Source organism: Stenotrophomonas sp. STK16_22 (genome assembly GCF_051984505.1).
Taxonomy (GTDB): Bacteria; Pseudomonadota; Gammaproteobacteria; order Xanthomonadales; family Xanthomonadaceae; genus Stenotrophomonas; species Stenotrophomonas maltophilia_A.
Map to the genome: position 1 here is coordinate 2,887,795 of NZ_CP196972.1, position 17,807 is coordinate 2,905,601.

21 protein-coding genes are annotated in these 17,807 nt (G+C 62.6%); 3 read left to right on the forward strand and 18 right to left on the reverse strand.

Features of this window, described 5'->3' with window-relative positions; genetic code table 11:
* Positions 1 to 59 precede the first annotated feature (59 nt).
* From ACSYAO_RS13455 to ACSYAO_RS13475, 5 genes are all read right to left on the reverse strand, one after another.
* A complete protein-coding gene (locus ACSYAO_RS13455; RefSeq protein ID WP_149908574.1) occupies positions 60 to 3,104 on the reverse strand; it encodes a TraM recognition domain-containing protein in 3,045 nt (1,014 codons plus the stop codon).
* 23 nt (positions 3,105 to 3,127) lie between these two features.
* The gene (locus ACSYAO_RS13460; protein WP_006375352.1) at positions 3,128 to 3,460 is read right to left on the reverse strand and encodes a hypothetical protein; all 333 of its coding nucleotides are present in this window, start codon (positions 3,458 to 3,460) and stop codon (positions 3,128 to 3,130) included.
* Between the two features lie 64 nt (positions 3,461 to 3,524).
* Entirely contained in the window at positions 3,525 to 4,580 is a 1,056-nt protein-coding gene (locus ACSYAO_RS13465) for a hypothetical protein (RefSeq protein WP_223224641.1), read from the reverse strand.
* A 63-nt stretch (positions 4,581 to 4,643) separates the two neighbouring features.
* Positions 4,644 to 5,279, reverse strand: a complete 636-nt coding sequence (locus ACSYAO_RS13470; protein WP_088475701.1) for a hypothetical protein — start codon at positions 5,277 to 5,279, stop codon at positions 4,644 to 4,646.
* 28 nt (positions 5,280 to 5,307) lie between these two features.
* Entirely contained in the window at positions 5,308 to 5,709 is a 402-nt protein-coding gene (locus ACSYAO_RS13475) for a hypothetical protein (protein ID WP_149908575.1), read from the reverse strand.
* Positions 5,710 to 6,474: 765 nt separating this feature from the next.
* Between ACSYAO_RS13475 and ACSYAO_RS13480 the strand changes: the two genes are divergently transcribed.
* Positions 6,475 to 7,530: a hypothetical protein gene (locus tag ACSYAO_RS13480; RefSeq protein WP_223224642.1), complete on the forward strand. Its 1,056-nt coding sequence runs from the start codon at positions 6,475 to 6,477 to the stop codon at positions 7,528 to 7,530.
* A gap of 44 nt (positions 7,531 to 7,574) precedes the next feature.
* The gene (locus ACSYAO_RS13485; RefSeq protein WP_046272104.1) at positions 7,575 to 8,456 is read left to right on the forward strand and encodes an HNH endonuclease; all 882 of its coding nucleotides are present in this window, start codon (positions 7,575 to 7,577) and stop codon (positions 8,454 to 8,456) included.
* Positions 8,457 to 8,680: 224 nt separating this feature from the next.
* Here the strand turns inward: ACSYAO_RS13485 and ACSYAO_RS13490 are convergent, their stop codons facing one another.
* The 4 genes from ACSYAO_RS13490 to ACSYAO_RS13505 all read right to left on the reverse strand — a co-directional run bounded on the left by ACSYAO_RS13490 (position 8,681) and on the right by ACSYAO_RS13505 (position 10,640).
* Positions 8,681 to 9,304 carry a hypothetical protein gene (locus ACSYAO_RS13490; RefSeq protein WP_149908576.1) on the reverse strand — a complete coding sequence of 208 codons (624 nt, stop codon included), beginning with the start codon at positions 9,302 to 9,304 and terminating at the stop codon, positions 8,681 to 8,683.
* Positions 9,301 to 9,897, reverse strand: coding sequence for a ParA family protein (locus tag ACSYAO_RS13495; protein ID WP_049463003.1), 597 nt, complete (start codon positions 9,895 to 9,897; stop codon positions 9,301 to 9,303). Before ACSYAO_RS13495 ends, ACSYAO_RS13490 begins: the two co-directional genes overlap by 4 nt.
* A 114-nt stretch (positions 9,898 to 10,011) precedes the next feature.
* Positions 10,012 to 10,476 (reverse strand): hypothetical protein, encoded by a 465-nt coding sequence (locus ACSYAO_RS13500; RefSeq protein WP_049430686.1) that lies wholly within the window; start codon positions 10,474 to 10,476, stop codon positions 10,012 to 10,014.
* Entirely contained in the window at positions 10,467 to 10,640 is a 174-nt protein-coding gene (locus ACSYAO_RS13505) for a hypothetical protein (protein WP_156476632.1), read from the reverse strand. Before ACSYAO_RS13505 ends, ACSYAO_RS13500 begins: the two co-directional genes overlap by 10 nt.
* Before the next feature lie 165 nt (positions 10,641 to 10,805).
* Here ACSYAO_RS13505 and ACSYAO_RS13510 point away from each other — a divergent pair, with 165 nt between their 5' ends.
* Complete coding sequence (locus ACSYAO_RS13510; RefSeq protein ID WP_080356575.1) at positions 10,806 to 12,596, forward strand: type 4 pilus major pilin; 1,791 nt, start codon at positions 10,806 to 10,808, stop codon at positions 12,594 to 12,596.
* Positions 12,597 to 12,758: 162 nt separating this feature from the next.
* Here ACSYAO_RS13510 and ACSYAO_RS13515 read toward each other — a convergent pair whose 3' ends face one another.
* The 9 genes from ACSYAO_RS13515 to ACSYAO_RS13555 all read right to left on the reverse strand — a co-directional run bounded on the left by ACSYAO_RS13515 (position 12,759) and on the right by ACSYAO_RS13555 (position 17,789).
* Positions 12,759 to 13,520: an AbiU2 domain-containing protein gene (locus tag ACSYAO_RS13515; protein WP_100437638.1), complete on the reverse strand. Its 762-nt coding sequence runs from the start codon at positions 13,518 to 13,520 to the stop codon at positions 12,759 to 12,761.
* Positions 13,517 to 14,434, reverse strand: a complete 918-nt coding sequence (locus ACSYAO_RS13520) for a hypothetical protein (RefSeq protein WP_149908577.1) — start codon at positions 14,432 to 14,434, stop codon at positions 13,517 to 13,519. The genes ACSYAO_RS13515 and ACSYAO_RS13520 overlap by 4 nt, the downstream gene beginning before the upstream one ends.
* Before the next feature lie 90 nt (positions 14,435 to 14,524).
* Positions 14,525 to 14,965 (reverse strand): DUF6573 family protein, encoded by a 441-nt coding sequence (locus ACSYAO_RS13525; protein WP_044570520.1) that lies wholly within the window; start codon positions 14,963 to 14,965, stop codon positions 14,525 to 14,527.
* A gap of 263 nt (positions 14,966 to 15,228) precedes the next feature.
* Positions 15,229 to 15,702, reverse strand: a complete 474-nt coding sequence (locus ACSYAO_RS13530; RefSeq protein ID WP_049463000.1) for a hypothetical protein — start codon at positions 15,700 to 15,702, stop codon at positions 15,229 to 15,231.
* Between the two features lie 25 nt (positions 15,703 to 15,727).
* Positions 15,728 to 15,982 (reverse strand): hypothetical protein, encoded by a 255-nt coding sequence (locus ACSYAO_RS13535; RefSeq protein ID WP_049463712.1) that lies wholly within the window; start codon positions 15,980 to 15,982, stop codon positions 15,728 to 15,730.
* 161 nt (positions 15,983 to 16,143) lie between these two features.
* On the reverse strand, positions 16,144 to 16,470 hold the full coding sequence (locus tag ACSYAO_RS13540) for a hypothetical protein (RefSeq protein WP_049462999.1): 327 nt from the start codon (positions 16,468 to 16,470) through the stop codon (positions 16,144 to 16,146).
* 243 nt (positions 16,471 to 16,713) lie between these two features.
* Complete coding sequence (locus ACSYAO_RS13545) at positions 16,714 to 17,202, reverse strand: hypothetical protein (RefSeq protein WP_149908578.1); 489 nt, start codon at positions 17,200 to 17,202, stop codon at positions 16,714 to 16,716.
* Positions 17,195 to 17,479, reverse strand: a complete 285-nt coding sequence (locus ACSYAO_RS13550) for a hypothetical protein (RefSeq protein ID WP_088475617.1) — start codon at positions 17,477 to 17,479, stop codon at positions 17,195 to 17,197. Before ACSYAO_RS13550 ends, ACSYAO_RS13545 begins: the two co-directional genes overlap by 8 nt.
* An 88-nt stretch (positions 17,480 to 17,567) precedes the next feature.
* Positions 17,568 to 17,789: a hypothetical protein gene (locus ACSYAO_RS13555; RefSeq protein WP_024956690.1), complete on the reverse strand. Its 222-nt coding sequence runs from the start codon at positions 17,787 to 17,789 to the stop codon at positions 17,568 to 17,570.
* Positions 17,790 to 17,807: the final 18 nt, after the last annotated feature.

Consider the following 17,807-nt stretch of genomic DNA (forward strand, 5'->3'; position numbering starts at 1 on the left):
GTTCATCGTTGATCAATCCGCAGGTTTGGCAAGGGGGCGAACCCCCTCGCCTATCCGCATCAATCCGCGTCGGGCAGCAGCTCCGCCAGGTCGAATCGCTTGATGCCGGCACGGCTCAGTGCCACGATGGCGTGACCGCGGGGCTCAAGAAGAGCGGTGTATTCTTCTTGCAGGAAGAGCGGCTGCACCTCGCGCTTGCCCCCGGTGGGCATGTCGATGTCGCGCGCGATCTCGTCCTGGCCCAGCGTGTCCTCCGATCCAATCCGCCAGCGGCGGCCCGTCACGGCGTCGATGCGCGAAGCCGTCAACCGCCCCGCCCCTTCCATACGCATCTTGTCGTAGGCAGACGCGTAGGCATGATCTGGGTCGTTGAGCACGGAGTGGCGCCAGTTGTTCATGCCCCCCTGGTAGTCGATGCCCCGGGTGCGCTGCTTGAACGTGGTCAACGTGGCCTGCCCGAAACGCCTTTCCAGGTATTCGTGGGTGTTGTGCGAGCACCTCAACGCAATCACCGACTGCATCGTGTTGGCCATCAGGTCCGCCTCGTTGACCGAACCAAAGGCGTTGACCAAGCTCTCAAAGCCTTGCGTTGCCAGCACGGGCATCAACCCCAGCGAGCGAGAGATCGAGAACAGGTTGATGTCATCGGCCGTCAGCAGCAGGTGGGCTTCGTCCATCATCAACATCACTTCAGTTTGCCCAGGCAACGCTTCGCGCCACTTGTTGTCACCGAATGCACCACGCGCTTTGATTCCGTTCATGACCCGCTGTTTGAGCAGACGCATCATCATTTCACCTGCCTCACCAAACTGCGTCGGCGGCAGGAAGAGGCCTACCATGGAACCGTAGAGCGCATCGGACACGTCCACCTCGCCCGTCTCAATCGAATGCCAAGGCATGTCCGTCTTGCTGTCACGCAGCTTTTCGCCTCGCAAGAGCTTCTCCAGCAGCCCTCGTGAGTTGAGCGTGAACGATTGCCGCTGATCCGGATGCATCGCGGGAACCTCCAGGAGCGCCCATTCCAGCGAGCTCTGCAGTTGGGACATGGGACGGAAGAGGTCTGGGTGGATGGTTTCCGGGGCGTTGTCCTGACGGAGCCGGTGCTGTTGCAGGTAGGCCGCGTAGGCCAGCCGCCCTTCTTCGTCATGGCTCGTGTCCGCCTCTTCCAGGCCCAAGTATTTCACCACCTCCATCAGCTTTGCATTGGCACGAGGCGCGGGGCTGGCGGGAATCACGCGTTCCACAATGGACAACAACTTGTGGTGGTGGAATGGCGTGTAATGCCATTGCCTGTCGTCGCTCACCGGGATTCGATGGATGGCGATCTGTTCGGCGATCCGCTCGAGCAATGCCTCAGTCTCGGCCACGTCCTCGTCGAGCTTGCGCTGTTTGACCAGCTCAAGCTCCGCGTCCATCTGTGCACGCTCCAACCCTTCCAGCTTGGCCGAGCACCAGGACCTGTAAGCCATCTCGTGATCAACGAGCGCACGAAGGATGATGCCGGTGTGGTAGAGAAACGCATCGCCACCATCCGTCCATAGCTTGGAACTCTCGTCCACTCGCCCACCGGATGCGCCGCGCAATGCCCGCACGATCTGATCCGGCGCCAACCCTTCGTATGGCGCCACCCGAAGCCCAGGTTTGACGACGATATCGAACAACCCTTCCAAGTCCGAGATGATCGCCCCGTCTTTGCCATCGGCGATGAGCGCGCCACCGCCTGCAAGCTTCTGCTGCTTCAAGCGCTCCCTTGCATCTGCGTGGCCTGGCGCCACACATGCCATTGCCAAGGCGGCTTTACGGAACCGACGAGCGATGGGTCGCAGCGCGGCATAGGATTTGCCCGAACCGATGGCCCCGAACACGAGCAGGCCCGTCTTGCAATCGTGCCACGAGAGCCTCATCACGGTGCCCAAGTCAGGCGAGTAGCCATAACCTTTATCCGACAAGTGCCCCGTGGCGCGCCCGATGGTGATCAGCGGGGTTTTGTCCCGCAGGGCCGCCTCGGCTTGCTGTTCACGTGCCTTGACGTGTGAGTTGATCAACGCCCCCTGGGTGGCCAGGTTGTTGTCGTTGTTCTGTAGGTAGAGCCGGGCGGCGTTTTGGACAAAGTTGCCTTCGGCGTATTGCATCGCATACATGCAGGCCAACACGTAAGGTGCCGCCTCGCCCAAGCCAAACGGCAGGACCTTGGCGACAACCAAGGCGGCAAAGATGAGGCCCACCCACTTCATCGCTTGAATGAAGCGCGCGGCCGTCCCGCCAATGACGCCCCGGTGCGGGCGCGAGGCTGCCGCCACAACGCAAACAACAAACAGGATGCCGACCAAGCCAAAGGCCCACCACAGGTAGGTCTTGGCCATCTGGGCATACACAGCCATGCCGCCGGCTTGCATTGCCACCTCGGTGCCGCCCTTGCTGTCGCCGACCATGAACTGAAGCGCCATCGGAACCCACTGCAACAGCACCAATGCCTTCAGCGCCTCCTTCATGCCCTCGCCTTGCTTGAGGGCAATGAAATAAGGAATGGTCAGCATGAGAGCTATCACGCTTGCCCCACCAATCCGGACGAAGCTTTCCAGCGTCGAGGCGGCCTCTAGCTTGGTCCAACCCATAGATACGATCAGGCTCACCAGGAAGGTTGCCAGAACGCCGATCACGGGGAAGGCGAGATACATCAAGGGAGTGGCCAGGCTGTCGCCGCCCTGCCCCATGTCGTTGCCCTGCAAGAAGCCCTCGGCACGCCGCCCACGCTTCGTCGTGATGATCCGCGATTGGGTGTCGCGCAAATCCTCCGGAACCTTCGGCCACCACTCCTGGAACTCGTCCTCGCTGCGTCCTTCGGGCACTTTGAACACCTGGGCGTTGTCGTCCCAGACTGCGCCGCATTCCTTCGCGAAATCCCGATCAGCCTCCGGCACATCGAGCTCTCGGCTGCGAACGCGATCGGTCACGTCAAAGCGCCCCACGAGGTTTTCATACTCCTCGTTGGACTTGACGATGATTTCTTCCTTCACGCTCGAAGGCTCGCCGCTCTTCCGTCGGAACTTGCGGCCCAAGCCGCTCGTCCAGTCCAGCACGTTGAATAAACTGATTGCTGCCATCTCTGTTTCCCTCCCCTGTCAAATCAACGAAGCCAATGCGCCAAGACGGCAAGCACCAAGCAAAGCGGCGCGCACGCCAGGAAGCCCGCTTTGGCCACCCAGCGCTCTGCGACCTGCTCAACCTTGCTTGCGTAGAGCCGATCCTTGGTCCATGCCTCATACGCGGCGTCGTCTCTGACCGGAGGCCTGCGATCGGCGCGCAAGTAGTAGAAAGTGCGGCGGACGCCTTCGCTCAGGTGGCCCATGCCAAACGATTCAGGGCTGCCGAGGAACAAGCGCCCGTGCAGGTTCAGCCACTTTGAGCCGAAGTGAAGTTTTCCGGGTTCCCGGTATTGCGTGAACAGCCACTTGAACATGTCTCTCCTCTATTTGTGAGTAGGTCACTTCTTTCTAGATCGAATCCGCGGATGCGCAAGGGGATCAGTCGATCCCCGACTTCTTTGCCCAAGCGTCCAGGTCTGCGTTGGCTTTTTGCTGCCAGTCGTTCCGCGGTTCGGCGGCGGGTGCGGGGGCCTTCCTCGGCAACGGGGCAGTCGCACGTTTCGGCGAAGGCATTGGCTGGGGCGCAATTGGCGCTGTCGTCGTTACCGGGGGAGTGGCGACCGGCTCTGGCTTCTCGATCGCAGGCTCTGGCTCGGCCTGCTCTGGAAGCACTGCTGGAGCAGGCACAACCACGGGGGCTTCCACCACCTCGGGCAACCGCTCTGGAACAGCCGGAGTAGCAACCGGTGCCACGGGAGCCGGTGTGCTTGGAGGCACCTGGTTGTTCTTCCCAAGCAAGAAGTAGATCGCGCCCGCGACCAATGCCACCGCCAACACACCGGCCAAGACCCAAGACAAACGAGAGCGGGGGCTGGGTTGGATTGGAGTTACTGGCTGCTCTGGTGACGCGGCCTCCGGGAGCCGGTTGGACCCTTCAGGCACCGCGGAAACGGACAGGACTTCCACTGCGTCCTGCTGAGACAGATTGACCAAGGCTGCCGTATCTTCATTGCTCAACGCCTTGGCGTCCACCGAAGGGCCACCCAATCCATCTGCAACCTGTGCGCCGGGCTCTCCAAATTCATCAACCAGCTCCCAAACGGTGCACATTCCCTTATCACCCGCTCCTACGAGAACCGGTGCAGCTGCATCGGACGTCAGTTGCCTGACCAACATTTCCTGCTCCACGGTGAGCGGAGCGTCTTGAGGCTTCTCTTCGACAACACGATGTTCCTGGGCTTCTCGGGTGCGCTTTGCGTCCAGTTGCGCCTTGGCTTGCTTCGCCTTCTCTGCAGCGGCAACAACGCCCTTCTGGGTCAACTCGGCAGTGCGCTTGCTGATCACCCCGGCCCAGTGACTGGCGGCTTTCAGGTTCTCTTTCATGCCGTCGGAAACCAGCCGCTCTTCTTGCGTGGGCGAAGCGGTTGGGGTTGCGTTGGCACGCTTCAGCAATTCTTCGCGCTTGCGTTGCTGGATTCTTTCTTCTGGGGTCATGTCGGCTCCTGGGAATGGGGGGAAAGGAAGCCCGGGCATCGCAAGACACCCGGGCGATTGGCGTCAGCGGACGTCAGGCACCGGGGTAACGACGATCACGGGCTCACCGCTGCCGCAGCGGTCGTCCACCGTGACCTTGGACAGCGCGCCACGCTTGGCCAGCTCCACGATGGGCACTTGGCAGGCGGCCTTGTCAGCTCCCTGGAACACCACCGTCAACCCGTTGCTGGACTTGTTCAACAGACCCGCGAACTTGTCGAGGAAGGCCCGGGTGTCGCTGTCCAACCGCTTCATGTCGGCGGGGTTGTAGTTCAAACGCAACGAATCTAGGACGGCTTCCTGCTTGCCTTCCACGGTTTCGGTCTTGGTGACCACTTCGGCCTTCATGCCAGCCGCACGGGCGGCGTCGGCGGCCTGCTCGGCGTGCTCCCGCTGCTGCGTCACGTAAGACGCCGAAGCACCCACGGCAGCACCGGCGGCGCAAGCGCCCAAGGCCTTGTCTTTCTTGCCCGTGAGCAAGGCGATGGCTCCGCCGGCCACGCAACCGATGCCACCGGCTTTGAACAGACGCTTCTTGTCGGCCTTGGGCTTGCCATCGTCCTCCGCGGCATGGACCGCATCAGGGGCGGCCTGGGCGGAAACCTGAAGCGGCATGAACGCCGCCAGGCAGAGAGTGAGAGGAAGGGAAAAACGTTTCATGGGATGGATCTCCTGCTGTGGGGGAAAGTTAGGTGCGTGGAGCAGTCATGGGTCCGGTTGCGGGCACCTTGGCCGCACCAGGACCTTTTGGAGAGGGTTGCGAGAGGGCCGCCGTCACGACCTTGCGAAGCGCTTCTTCGTAGCGCTGAATGGCGCTGTCCTGCTCCGCCTTCGTTTCGTCTCGCAACCGCCGCAGGTCCTCTTGGAGCGCACTGCGAAACAGCGCGTTCTCTTCCCGCAGATCGTCGATGAGGCGCTCCAGCTGAGCGCTGGCGTTCTCCAACACGCTCACCACTGACGTGGCGATGTTGTGTCGCTCCAGCGCCTCTCGCATGTAAGCGCTGAACCCACTGCCCGATTCACGAGCAAGCCGCTGAGCAAGTTTTAGTTGCCCGCGGTCAAGGTTTACGTTGTGACGAACGAACGCCATTGGTCGAGTAACTCCATTTCGGGATTACTCCACCGATACCGCGAATCTCGGAGTTGGCAAGGCCCCACCGCAGGAGCCTGAAAAACAAAGGCCAAACGAGCTAACAAGCACCGACACTGTCTCCATTCGCTGGAGACACGGTCAGGCCTTGATTGGATTGGGATTTCGGCAGATGTGACGCCGATTCTTGGGCGAAAAGCGCACTCCCACTTAAGTGCGTCATGTGTATGACGACTCTGGGGAACCGTCCGGGCTCTTGCTTCTCTGCCACTGCTGACATTGCCTCCACCCACGCTGAGCTCTTGCAGTTGCTTTTCGGCGGCCCCTTGCGTGTTGCCCCAGGTGCGCTATTGGTGGTCTACGCCCCTCGCCCCACAGGACCGCCGCCCACGCCATGCCCACGCAACGCTCCCGCTCTTCCACCCCTCACGCCCACCGATGCCCCACCCCGGGAATCCGTGCGGAGTTTCTCAGCCCACTGTTTCGCATTGCCTCGAATCTCCAGGACAGGTTGCCCTCGCCCACCCGCCGCACCACCCCACGACACCCAAGCCACGTTGGTTTTAGTCAAACGTGTGCTGTGCCCTTGGATACACCGACACCGTGTTTTTCGAATCGCAAGTGGGCAGCCAAAGAACCCCTGGAAGGAAAGCGCGGAGCCCTCGCCCCATTTCGTTTTAGTCAAACAAGGGTGCGCGCCATGGCCGTCATTCACCGCCATTGGCCCATCAATGATCCACCTGCTTTCGTTTCAGGAGTGCTCCCATGACCACCGCTGACCTGGACACGTTTGCCCGCCGCGTGCTGGCCTTCCATGCCGCCCGTGGGCCTGCCACCCCACGCTGGGCACTGGACGTGGCCCGCCGTTCCGAAAGCCCTGTGTGCGCTTTCTGCACCGCCCCCCTGGACTTGGACCGTCGCCATTCGTGGGGGCTCTCACCGCTCGTTCCGTTGAGCCTAGCCGGCCCAAGGGACACCGAGAACCTGCGCATGGCTTGCAAGCGCTGCATCACCGAGCGGGGCAGCCGTGACCTGTTGGCCTGGCCCGAGTTGAGCCAACGGTTGCCCCCAGCCATGCTGGATGCCCTGCTGGCCGACCGGCTGCTTGTCCTCCAGCGCTCCGACAACCACCTGGTCGAGGTGGGGCGCTTTGCCAAGCCAGCCACCGTCCATGCCCAGCTCCAAGAGCGCTGGATACACCCCCGGTTCGTCGTTCACGTCGAGCGGCATTCGGACAGCTGGATGCTGGGGTGGCCACTGGCCCAGCGTCCCGATCTCACGCGGAACGACTTGGCCGCGCTCTTGCGCAACGTGCACCGGGGCGAATGGCTGGAACACCCCGAGGTGGTGGCCTTCCTGGTGACGGAAGAAGTTTTTCAATCAGCGGTGTGGCAACTGATTGCCCTCCACGCGTTGGTCATTCCCCTGCCTTTGGGGACTGCTCCCCCTCCCGACCGCACCTTTGAGAACCGGTGGATGGCCCGATATCCAAGCCTGAGCCAGATCCGATGGCGGCGACAGGGCGCGCACGAAACACCCTGGCCCAGCCAGGGCAAAGACCATGTCCCGGCTTACAGCGACAAGCCCAACGCGGTTCGCATGCGAACCCAGCGTCAAGCCACACGTGAGGGGGAAACGAAGGCCCAGTGGTTGGAAGCAAGGCGGCGTTTGGCGAAGCGAGACGCGGGCGTGGCAAGTGGGACGCTGAGGGCATGGTTGCCCGGGGAGCGGGCAGCCATGCAGGCCGATGTGGACGATCTAGCGTCGTCGTGGTTGGAGGCCCGCCAGCGGAAAGTGCAAGGCCGCTCTCAGCGGCCGTGATCCACTACCATTAGCTTCGCACCCAACCTCGAACACCATCCGGCATGGAAAGCGAAAAGGAACGCATCGCCAAGTGGCGGGCGGAGAAACAACGACGACGCCACGAAGAGAAGAGCCAAGCCGCCACGCGGACCTACAGAAGCCTGTTTGCCATCGATGACGATGAGCTGACCGATCCGCCCGAGCTTAAGGAATACTTGGTCCGGCAGAACCTAGCCAAGGGCAACCTCGCCCGCCGGATGAGCAGCGGTGAGGTCCAGTTGGCGCTGAACACCTGGGGCTTGGACGAACTGAACCAGCTTTGGAGCATGCGCCGAGAGAAGCTCACTTACCTCGAAGACGCCGCCCTCCTGTTGGCCCACATCCGACACCGATCCGGCATTGACCCACAGCTGCGCCCGGCGGCAGAGCTGCTTGGATACGATGCCATCCAAGCACTCCTGGGAGTGCTGGAAGAGAGCGGGCGGTTGGCAGTGGAACAGGCACTGCCCCCGGCGGCGGAAGCCGTCGTGGCCGAGGGCAAGCGGGTGGAACAAGTCCTTCGGGTGATCCGAGAGGGCCAAGCCGAGTTTCGTAAACGCCTAGTCGCTCACTACGGAGCCGTGTGCATGGTCACCGGGACCGCCTTGGCAAGCGTCATCGACGCCGCTCACATCGTCCCCTACAACGGGGCAGCCACCAATGCTTTGAGCAATGGCTTACTGCTACGGAAGGACATCCACGCGTTGTTCGATGCAGGCCTGTTAACCATCGGGCCGGACCTGGTCGTTTACGTCAGCGCGGGGGTGGACGATCCGTTCTACCGTTCGCTGGACGGAAAGGAGCTCTCGCTGGACGCTCCGCCCAAGATGTCCAAAGAGGCCCTGCGGCGGCGACTGGCGGGCAATGAATCGTCCGAACTGGAGGTTGCCAGCCTTCCCCAATGAGCCGACCCAAAGCTCCGGCTGATCGGACAAATCGAACCATTGCTCATGATAGAAACGCCCTCCGCGTGGATCCGGAAGTTCAATCAACGGTTCTCCGCGCCGTAGGCGTATGCCTGCTCCCGCCAGGGGACGCTTTTTTAGCTGCTTTTGCTCTGCCCACGGGCTGATCCACAGCTACAAGAAAGCGGCTATGGCCGCTTTCTTCGTTCCCCTGTTTGTGAGGGTCAGTAGATCTTTCCGTTCTTGCTCATCCCCAGATTCCGCACCGCCACCCTGGCGGCCTTGCGGTCCTCCGCGTGTTCGTCCTCGGGCGAGCTCACGATCAACAGCGCCTTATCCTGGATGAGCGACGCCGCGGCGTAGTCGGCCAACGCCACCATGGCGGTCGTCAACGCGACTTCACTGCCGGCGCCTTCCGAATCGTCGAAGCCAAACAGCTTGGCGATGTTCTCGCGGAGTTTTGGCGGGATGGTCACCATGGCCCGGTGGTGGCGCAGCCCGTCCTCCCGACGGCGGTAGTCATGGAGGGTGACCGATCGGGGCATGACCATGTGAACCCGCTTTCCTCCGACGCTGCCCGCCTTCTGGCTGTCGTCGTAGTCAAAGTAGGACTTGCGCTCCGGGTAGTCGCCCGGCCCCAGCAACAAATGCTCCGGGATGTGGGCAACAGGCAGGCTGTCTGCTTTGCTGGCCCGGCGGGGCTTGGCATGGGTCACGTCCTTGACGTCGTCCAACGTGCGCTTGGCCGCCTTCTTCGCCGCGGCCTTCTTGGTGGCAGCCTTCTTGGCAGGAGCTTTGCGAGTGGCCATGAGTGGATCTGGGAGGGAAACCAAGGGAAGCTCCATCATGCCGCAGCCCTCCGGCCTGCACCAGCAGCCAGGATGTCGCGCACCCGGACCGCCAAGGCGTGGATCTCCTCCTGGGCCACCCGGGCCCAGCGGCCGTTGGCGTCGAACACGGTCTTTCCCTCCTCGTAGCAGTCCGCAAACAACGCACGATCCCGCACCAGCATGGCGCCCGACATCTTGGGGTGCTCCAGGCGACGTCGATGGGCTGCCCGCCTCTCGTTGGCCCGGTTGGCGATGGGCAGGTAACGCTTTCCCTTCTTTTCAAGAACATCCACGGTTCGCAGGAAGATGAGGAAGCTGGCCCCGTCGAGCAACGTCGGCACCAGGTAGAGGTCCGCCTCGGGAATCACCTCGTTGTCCGGCAGACGCGGCGGGGTGTCGGTGATCTCCACGTCGAAGCCAGGGGAGCGCGATCGCCCGACACTGAACGGTGTTTCGTCCGACAGTGAGGCAAACGCGCAGGCCCCGCCTTGGGGGTCCCGGTCATTGACCAGCACCCGCAGGCTGGGGTCACGGGCATAGCACCCGGCTAGATTCAGGGCCAGCGTCGTGCGGCCGACGCCACCCTTGAGTGAGAAGTTGCACAGTCGCATAGGACATCCTTTCGTGAGTAGATAGGGGTTCCTATCGAATCTACCCCGACGCTGCCATAGCGCAAGTGCATGTTTTTGCAACCCTTTCGGGCCGTTCAGCCCTTGGATTATTTTCTATCCTTCCGACAAGGCGGCTGGACGACGGCAGTCCCACCGCAGCGTGTGGGCGGTGTTTGACGCCGAGCAATGCAGATCGAACGGCTGAGAGGCCATCCATGCTTTGACAGACGGTGGCGCAGCGCCATGCAGTGCTTCGATGATCGTCCAGCGTTGTTTTGCCGGACCGAACTCCGCGAACACGTCCGCTCCGGCTTCAGCCAGCATTCCAGCCATCTTGTCGTAGCACTGTCGCTTGGCCGGGTCATCCTGGTTCACGTGCCACGCCATGCAAGCGACGTGGAAAGCGGTGATTCCGTTGGGCCCCACCGGGTGGTCCAAGGACGGGAAAGCCGTCAGGCCCCTCCACGCCTTCAGACGTGCCTCGCGGATGGCCGCAATGGTTCTCTTCAAAGCCTGTGGGTTGCGGTGCTCGATGGCATCCAGAAGCCGTTGAGCACGCCGGTCTGTGGTCATTTCCATTTCAGCTCCTTGCGCAGCTGGCGCTCGAAGTGGCGTTGCTCGCGCGCCAGGCGGGCTTGCCGGCGAAGCTTGCCTTCGGGCAGGAACGCGGGAACCGTGGGAGGGATGTGCGCGAAAGGAAGGCCAGCAATAAGGCGGGACAAGTTGGCGGGGCTTTCAATCATGGTGGCGGTCTCTTGGGTTGTTTGGAGCTACGTTCGTGAGTAGGTCGCCCCACTCACTTGACCTCATGCAACCAGATCGCCGAGCAATGTCAAGATGAAAAATCGATCTTTTTTTGACTAAAAACAGGGGCTTGCGGAATCCCAGGTGCATCGCATGCTGAGTGCATGACGCACACAACCCGCCCCCGTTGTTCGCCCACCCTCACCCGCCTTTCCAAGGGCGTGCGCAGCGCGCTGGGCTTCACCCTCACCGAGGCCTTGCTTGCGCTCGGGGCCGTGACCGCCGCCACGGGCGCGATGTTCCTGTTCTTTGGCCAGGTCGATGCAAAGGCCAAGGTGGGCAGCGAGACGCGCAACCTGCGCGAGCTGTCCCGTCGTATCGAAAACAGTTTTGGGGTGGTGGGAACGTTCCGCGGGGTGAGCACCACCGCCGTGGTGGTCGATGGCCTGGCCCCCGAATCCCAACTCGGCATCGGGGAAAGCGTCTTGACCAACGCGTGGGGCGGGGCGGTAAACGTCCAGCCCTACACGGTCGATCGCTTCGGTGATTCGTTTTCCGTGAGCTACGCCGGCCTTCCTCGTCAAGCGTGCGTGGACCTAGTCGCGGCCAACGCGGGCGGGGTGTGGGACGCTCAGGTATCGGACGTGTCGGTGATTCGAAACACCGGCGGCCAGCTCGACGTGGGATTGCTGGGCCGCACCTGCGCTGACAAATCGCGCGTGGTCTTCGTCTACCACAGCGGATTGCTGGGGGGCGAATGGACCGGGGCGCCGCTGGTGTTGCCGCCCGCCACGCCCTCGGTCACCCCACCCGTTTCTCCGCCCGTGGGAACCCCGGTGGGGCCTGTGGGACCGGTGCCACCTTCCACGCCGGTGTCGCCCCCAACCGCGCCGCCGCCCAGCGTTCCGCCCACGACGCCCCCACCGGTCACGCCGCCCGCTCCCCCGGTGAGCGTGACGCCTCCGGCTCCGCCCACTTCACCGCCGGTCACGCCGCCACCGCCAACAAGCACGGTGCCGCCGTGCCAGGAGTGGAGCGAGAACCGGCCGATCGCCTGCCCCTCAGGCCAGGTGGGCCAGGTGTTCCAGAACCGCCGTCATCACTGCGGAACCGACCCAAACGTTTACGAAGCGTGGGCGGGATTCACGACGGCCGGCAGTTGGACCACGACCAGCAGCACCTGCGCACCGTGCCCGGCTCCCGAGACGCGCATCGTGGGATGCCCTGCCGGTCAGTTTGGCGCGATCGGCCAGCAGCGGACCTTCGCGTGCACGGGCACCGGTTCGTGGAACGCGTGGACCCAGACCAATACCACCTGCACGGCTTGCCCAACGCCTTTCCCACAAACGGAAACCCAGTGGATCACCACGGCGGCCGCTTGCCCGGCGGGCCAGAGTGGATCGCACACGTGGCAGGCCGAGCAGCGGCGGACGAGGACTGGGACATACAGCTGCCCGGCCACCACGTGGTCGCTGCCCAGCCCGACGTTCACCACTTGGACAAATTGGGCGGCGACTGGGGTTCGTCGCAACGAGGCCAATACATGCACCCCCAACGCACCACCTCCGACGTTTCCTGAATACACCGGGCGATCTTGGCATTCGTGGGGAGACGGAGGGCACTACGGCTGGGCGATCTTCTGCGACGCTCCCCGGACCCTGGCCGAGCTTCAAGCCACCTCGTTGGCCTGCACTTGGCAATACGAAACGAACGACACCCCCACGTTTACGCCAGAGCCACCTGGCGTGACCCGCCCAACACCGGCTTTGGAAGCCTGTGTCTACGCGCTGCGCGCCAACTTAACTCCGATGCCAGGTTACGGCTTCGTCAACCACCCTGGCACCGCGGTTTGGCCTGCGGCTTGCTCGTGCAGCGTCGTGGGTCCAGGCGCGCGATTCTACTGGCAAGACCTGGGAGCGAGCGACTGGGTGGGCTTTGAATTCAAGTGCCCCTGACGGCAAAGAAGGCGGGGGGCATCCCTCACGTTCGAAGTGGCAAAGCTTCGGATTTCCAAAACCGACCGGAGGCAATGCCCTCGCACCGAGCGTGCTTTTCAGAAGGCAGGTGGCTTGACCACCTGCGGCGGCTTCTGGGCTCTTCGCTGTTGTGCCTCGAAGTCAAACCCCAGCCAAGGTTTTCCACATCGCCTTGCCCTGGGCTTCGTGAACCGATGCGTATTGCTGTGGATCCCAGCTGGTCCCGGTCAGCAGCAGTCCCAGCTCTGCCACGGTGGCTTGGCAACGATCGCCAAAAGCCAGGAACTCATTGAAGGTCAACCCAAGCGTGTTGATGTCAAACGCGCCAGGCTCCTCGTCCAGCTTGCGCATTTCCAGGTGGGCGTGGTGCTTGTCCCGGAGGGTCTTGATTTTCGCTGCCACGGGATCAGCCGAAAGTATCACCATTTCATTGGAGACCTTTTCCCAACCGCTATCGAAGCGCGAGTAGTTCTCGTCCCGATCGCTCTGTCTGAACTTCTCCTGGAAAACAGCCGAGCTTTCGGGCGGCAGGTCACTGATCGGTTCGTCGTGGAAGTGATCGAAGATGCGACCGTAGCGCTCCCGGTAGTGCTCCTTGATCGCGGGATCTGCTTGAAGCTTTCGCCAGAGGTTGGTCAGGCTACCGGACCGCGAATCGTTATCCAGAAAAAGCCGTGACTGATCGCGCACCAGGTCTTGTCCAAGAAGCGGCGCCAGGTGGTTCCAAGCATTGGCACCCGGCGTCTTGTCCAGCTTGGCTTTCAGCCCCGCTTGGATCTCGGGGTCTTGAATGAGCGGGGACAAAATGTGCCGGCGCTCGTCGAGGATGTGGCACTCCTGCGTGAGGACCCGAACGAATCCATCGATTTGGCGAATACGTTGCTCCAGTTCCTCAGGCTTCATTCTTGCTCCGCCTCCAGCGGCACTTGCTGGAACCGCACCTGCAGGCGTTTGATGAGTGCTCGAGTTTCCGTGTTCGGAGCGCGCGTGCATACCAGCACCGCCTCCCCGTTGGGCACGTGACGGATCGCCTTCTGCTCGGCCCGGAGAACGGCGCGGTATTTCACCGCTTGATAGACGCCTCGCTGGAGTTCGTCTTCGCTGCACCGGCTGGTCTTCACCTCAACGGCTAGACGGTGCCTGCCGTTGTCGAAGTGGGCATCCAACCGATCGCCGGAGCTCAAGAGCTTCTCGTTCGTGCCCGTGGTGAAGTCGCCGTAATCCATGAACTCTTCGGGATGGCTGGCCACCCACGCCTTCAACGCTTTGTGCTCATCGCTTTCTGGCCTGCCACCCTCCTGGACTTTAGGAAGGGGAAGAGGCGCATCCGCTGCCACCTCTTCAACCGCCCCAGCGGACGGGGTCAGCATGGTGGCTCCCAGAGCGCGGGCGACCTGGTCCCAATTGGGATAGGTGAAAACGTCTTCCATCGCCTCTCGCAAGTGCGCGCGGCGCTCTTCCTCGGTGTCCAACTTCTTGCCCGCGAAGTAGGCCGGCGAAATCGTTATGGCACCCTCGCCACGGTGTTTCGTGTTCTTGTTGACGACGATTGCATGGAGGGGCGGGATGGGCTCCTTCCACCGCTTGCTGAGCCACTGCAGGGCCTGGGCCACTCCCCCGGCGACGGTGCCGTAGAGGTCTTTGCGGGGTTTGATCTCGTGTCCGAAGGTGTCGTGCAGCTCTTGGGCCAGGTCGCTGTAGGAATGAGCTTCGCCCTCCTGCGCCCACCGGATGAGGATGGGCAGCGCATCCGGGATAACCCGGCTCCGCCAGGGTGTGCGTGCAAACTCCACCTTCGACCAATCGAACTTTTCCATCCCCTACTCCTCCCTTGTCGTCTCGCCATGGTAGCGGCGGGACCAGCACGGGAAAACGATGAGGGCCGGTGTCCCGCCCCTCTCCCTTTCTCAATCCTCGTTGGGCAGCATGATGGTGACCACCGGCTCCAGGGCGTCCCCGGGCCCACACAGTGCTTTCAAGGTGACAAGGCGATGGGTCGACCGCGTCAGGCCAGACCCGGCCTCCGGGTGGGCTTCGTTTGACAACCAGTCGCCGGCATCGGACAGAGCCACGTGGAGCTGGTAGTGGATCTCCGAACCGTTGCCCTGATGCCGCTTGATGGCGACGTGGAGCATGAAAAGCACATCCCAGAGCCGGCCGTCCACCGACTGGCCGCGCACCTCCAGTCCCGCGGGCACTTCCACGTAGCGTGCCCACGCAGCGCGGGTGATGGCCACGGGCAACTTGAAACCGGCTTCTTTGGCCACGTCGGACACGTCCACCAAGACGCCGTCCTCGATCGCCTGGGCGCGGGTGTAGGAATGGATGAGGTCGGAAGGCTCGAACATGTTGTTTCCTCGCTTGGTGAGTAATGGCCCGGTCCAGGGCATCCGGTGCGGATGTCTTGGAATGGGAAACCCACCGCCCCACCGCTCGGCGCGGTCAAGGGAGGAAATGGAAGGGCTGGCGCGGCCCGCAGCGAAGCGAGGACACGGGCCTTGGAATGGCCCTTGACCGGAGAAGCCGGGCGTTGGGGCCGCGCGCAGCGCATGGGGCTTGAATGGCGTGCCGCGAGCGGCACACCGATTCGGCGTTGAACTTGGGAATACCGTCAGGCCTGGGCGCAGACCAGAGGGACCCGGTCCATCCAGGTGCTCTGCCCTGCCGATGCTTGGGCGGTGAGCGGGCCAAGGCCCTGGACAAACGTCAGCCGTGCAAGCTCGACGTCGCTCTGGGGCCAGTAAGGACCATCCGGCGAGAACACGAAGTGGTCCCCTTGAAGGGCCCCACAGGTGGTGCAGTGATGGGCCAGGTAGGTTTGCCCTGACGTCAGGGTGGCGGCGAAGCGAAGCCAGGGCGCGTGGCCCGCCACGAAAGCGGCAGTTTTCTTGTCCAAACGCTCGATGTAGCGCAGCACGCCACCCTCCCCCTGATCCACCAGGCCCTCGTCGTCGTGCTCCTCGAACGAGGGCACCCAGATCGCGGCGGTGGGCGTCGGCGCGTGGCAGAAATGGCACTCGGTGTGACCGAGCAGCAGGCCGTAGGCCGGGGCTTGAAGGGTGGATGGAGCGGCGGCGTGCGTCATGAAACCATTTTGCCCTGCCTGGGTGTCAGCCGGTGAGACGAGCCTGCGTTGAATCATGTGTGTTTCGGAGCGTGCCCCGCTGTGAACCCAGCCACGCCATTTGCTTGTATTCGTCTTTGCTGAGCAACTTGGACACTCCCAGCCAATGCACCAGGTGGTAGTGCGCAATCGTTCGTGGGTAGCGCTGAATCCCCTCGTGCAACAGCTTTGGCAGGTAACACACAGAGCCATCGCGGCGCTCGTATGCGTAATAGCGGTGGCGGGCGGCACGCGTGGTCATGGTGTTTCCCTCAGTGCGCCCAAAGGGCACGATCGACGTAGCGTTCAAGGCGCTGGGCCAACCAGACGCTAAACGGAAGGGCGATGGGGGCAGCGATGGCGAGAAGAGAAAGGGTCATGTCGGCGGTTCCAGTTTAAGTCGGCGGGAAAAGCGTTGTGGCTTTACTCGCTTTCTGCGAGCTCGCAGTATGCGAGCAATTCGAAAACGTAAAACAGGTCGTTTTCTTCGAAGACGGGCTGGACCTCACAGACGTAAGGGCCCGGGCGGTAGTCGGTAGTGATCCAGAACGGAGCCTGCCTGAAGTCCACAAACTCGTTCTTGTAATCGTAGAGATCGGTTCCGTATGAACCGCTGTAGGGGCAGTAATCGTAAGTGTTGGAAAGGATCGATTTCCGGGAACGCAGATAGACGCCTTCCTCCAGCTTGACGACGCCTTCTTTGCGGGCAACCCGGATTGCTTCGGCGTAGGTGTAGGTCTTGGTGCTCATTTACAAACCCCTTTGATTGTTGGTCGGCGCTATTGCCTCCCTATGAATTCAAAGTAGATCACCGTGGAAATTTGTCCACGGCCTTAGTGGACAAAATCTTGACTAAAAGTAAAAACTGCGGAGCTAAGGCCGCAGTTTTTCCTAACATCACTTGTCGCGCCGAAGGCGTCACCTGCTCTTTTCCACCGCTGCTTCTACAGAAACCGGCGCGCAGCGACCGGTGGCGGCGTTGGGGCGTCGGCTCTACAGCCTTGCCCGCTTTGCACTGACGCTTCCCCGGACTGCCCATGCCTGCTTCAGGTGGACCGCGCGTTGTTCGGCTTCCACCGTGGCCACCACGTGCGGCATCGCCGCCTTCAGCGATGGCGTGTTCCAGAACGGGCTGCCCCGGTGAGGGTTGCCGCCCAGCCGCAACAGCAGCAACGCCGTCTGCTCAAGTCGGCTGCGCTCGTCGGCGTCGTCGCTCAACTGGTAGTCCGCCGCCAGCTTTTCCAGCGGGCGCTCGCACCAGTGGTTCCTCTCTTGAGGGTGCGCACCAGCTTGCAGGAGGGCTTCGACGATGCGGGGCCAGGCAAGTGCGGAATGGAGCGCAGGACCTTCGTTGAGGCGCCATGCGTTGGGGTTGGCGCCCTGCCGCAGGGCCTGTAGAGCGCGGAAAAGACTTCCATCGACGCACGCGTGAATCAGCTCAGCGCTCGGACTTCCTGGCGGTGGTGGGCGGCGGTCACCCATGGCGGCTGCCCCGAACCTGGTTCCGAAGCAGATGTCCTTGGACGTAGTCCCGGATGATCTGGCGCACCGCTTCTGCGGTGGAAATCCCCGCGTTCACCGCGCCCTGCTCCACCGCCTCCAAGACGCTGCGCTGCAGCGGAAGGTAGGCCAGGCGCACGTCCCTCTCCCCACCCAGCCGACGCTTGCTCAGTGCGTAAGGGTGGGCGGCATACATGGCGAGCACTTGGCGCACGGCTTCGTTTCGGGTGACCTGCGCGCGCGCGGCGGCCGCCTGCAAGCGCTCCAAATCACGGGAGTAGCCCCGGGAGGACGGAAGGGTGACAAGTTTTGGGGAAGGGACAGGTTGAAGCACGTCGCGCTCCGGCTTAGGACGCCGCGTCCAACGGCTTGGCGGCCGCCTCTCGGACCACCGCGATGGCACGCCAACGGTTGATCGCAGCGCCGGCGAAATACAGGGCGTCCACCAGTTCTTGCGCGGCCCCCTTCTCAAGCAGGGCCCGGTTGCAGGAGGCGAACCCTGCAAGGATTCCGTAGCGGTCCGCGTCGTCTTTGGCTTTGTTCATGGCTTCCGCAATTTGAACGTTCATGTCGAATCTCCTGATTTT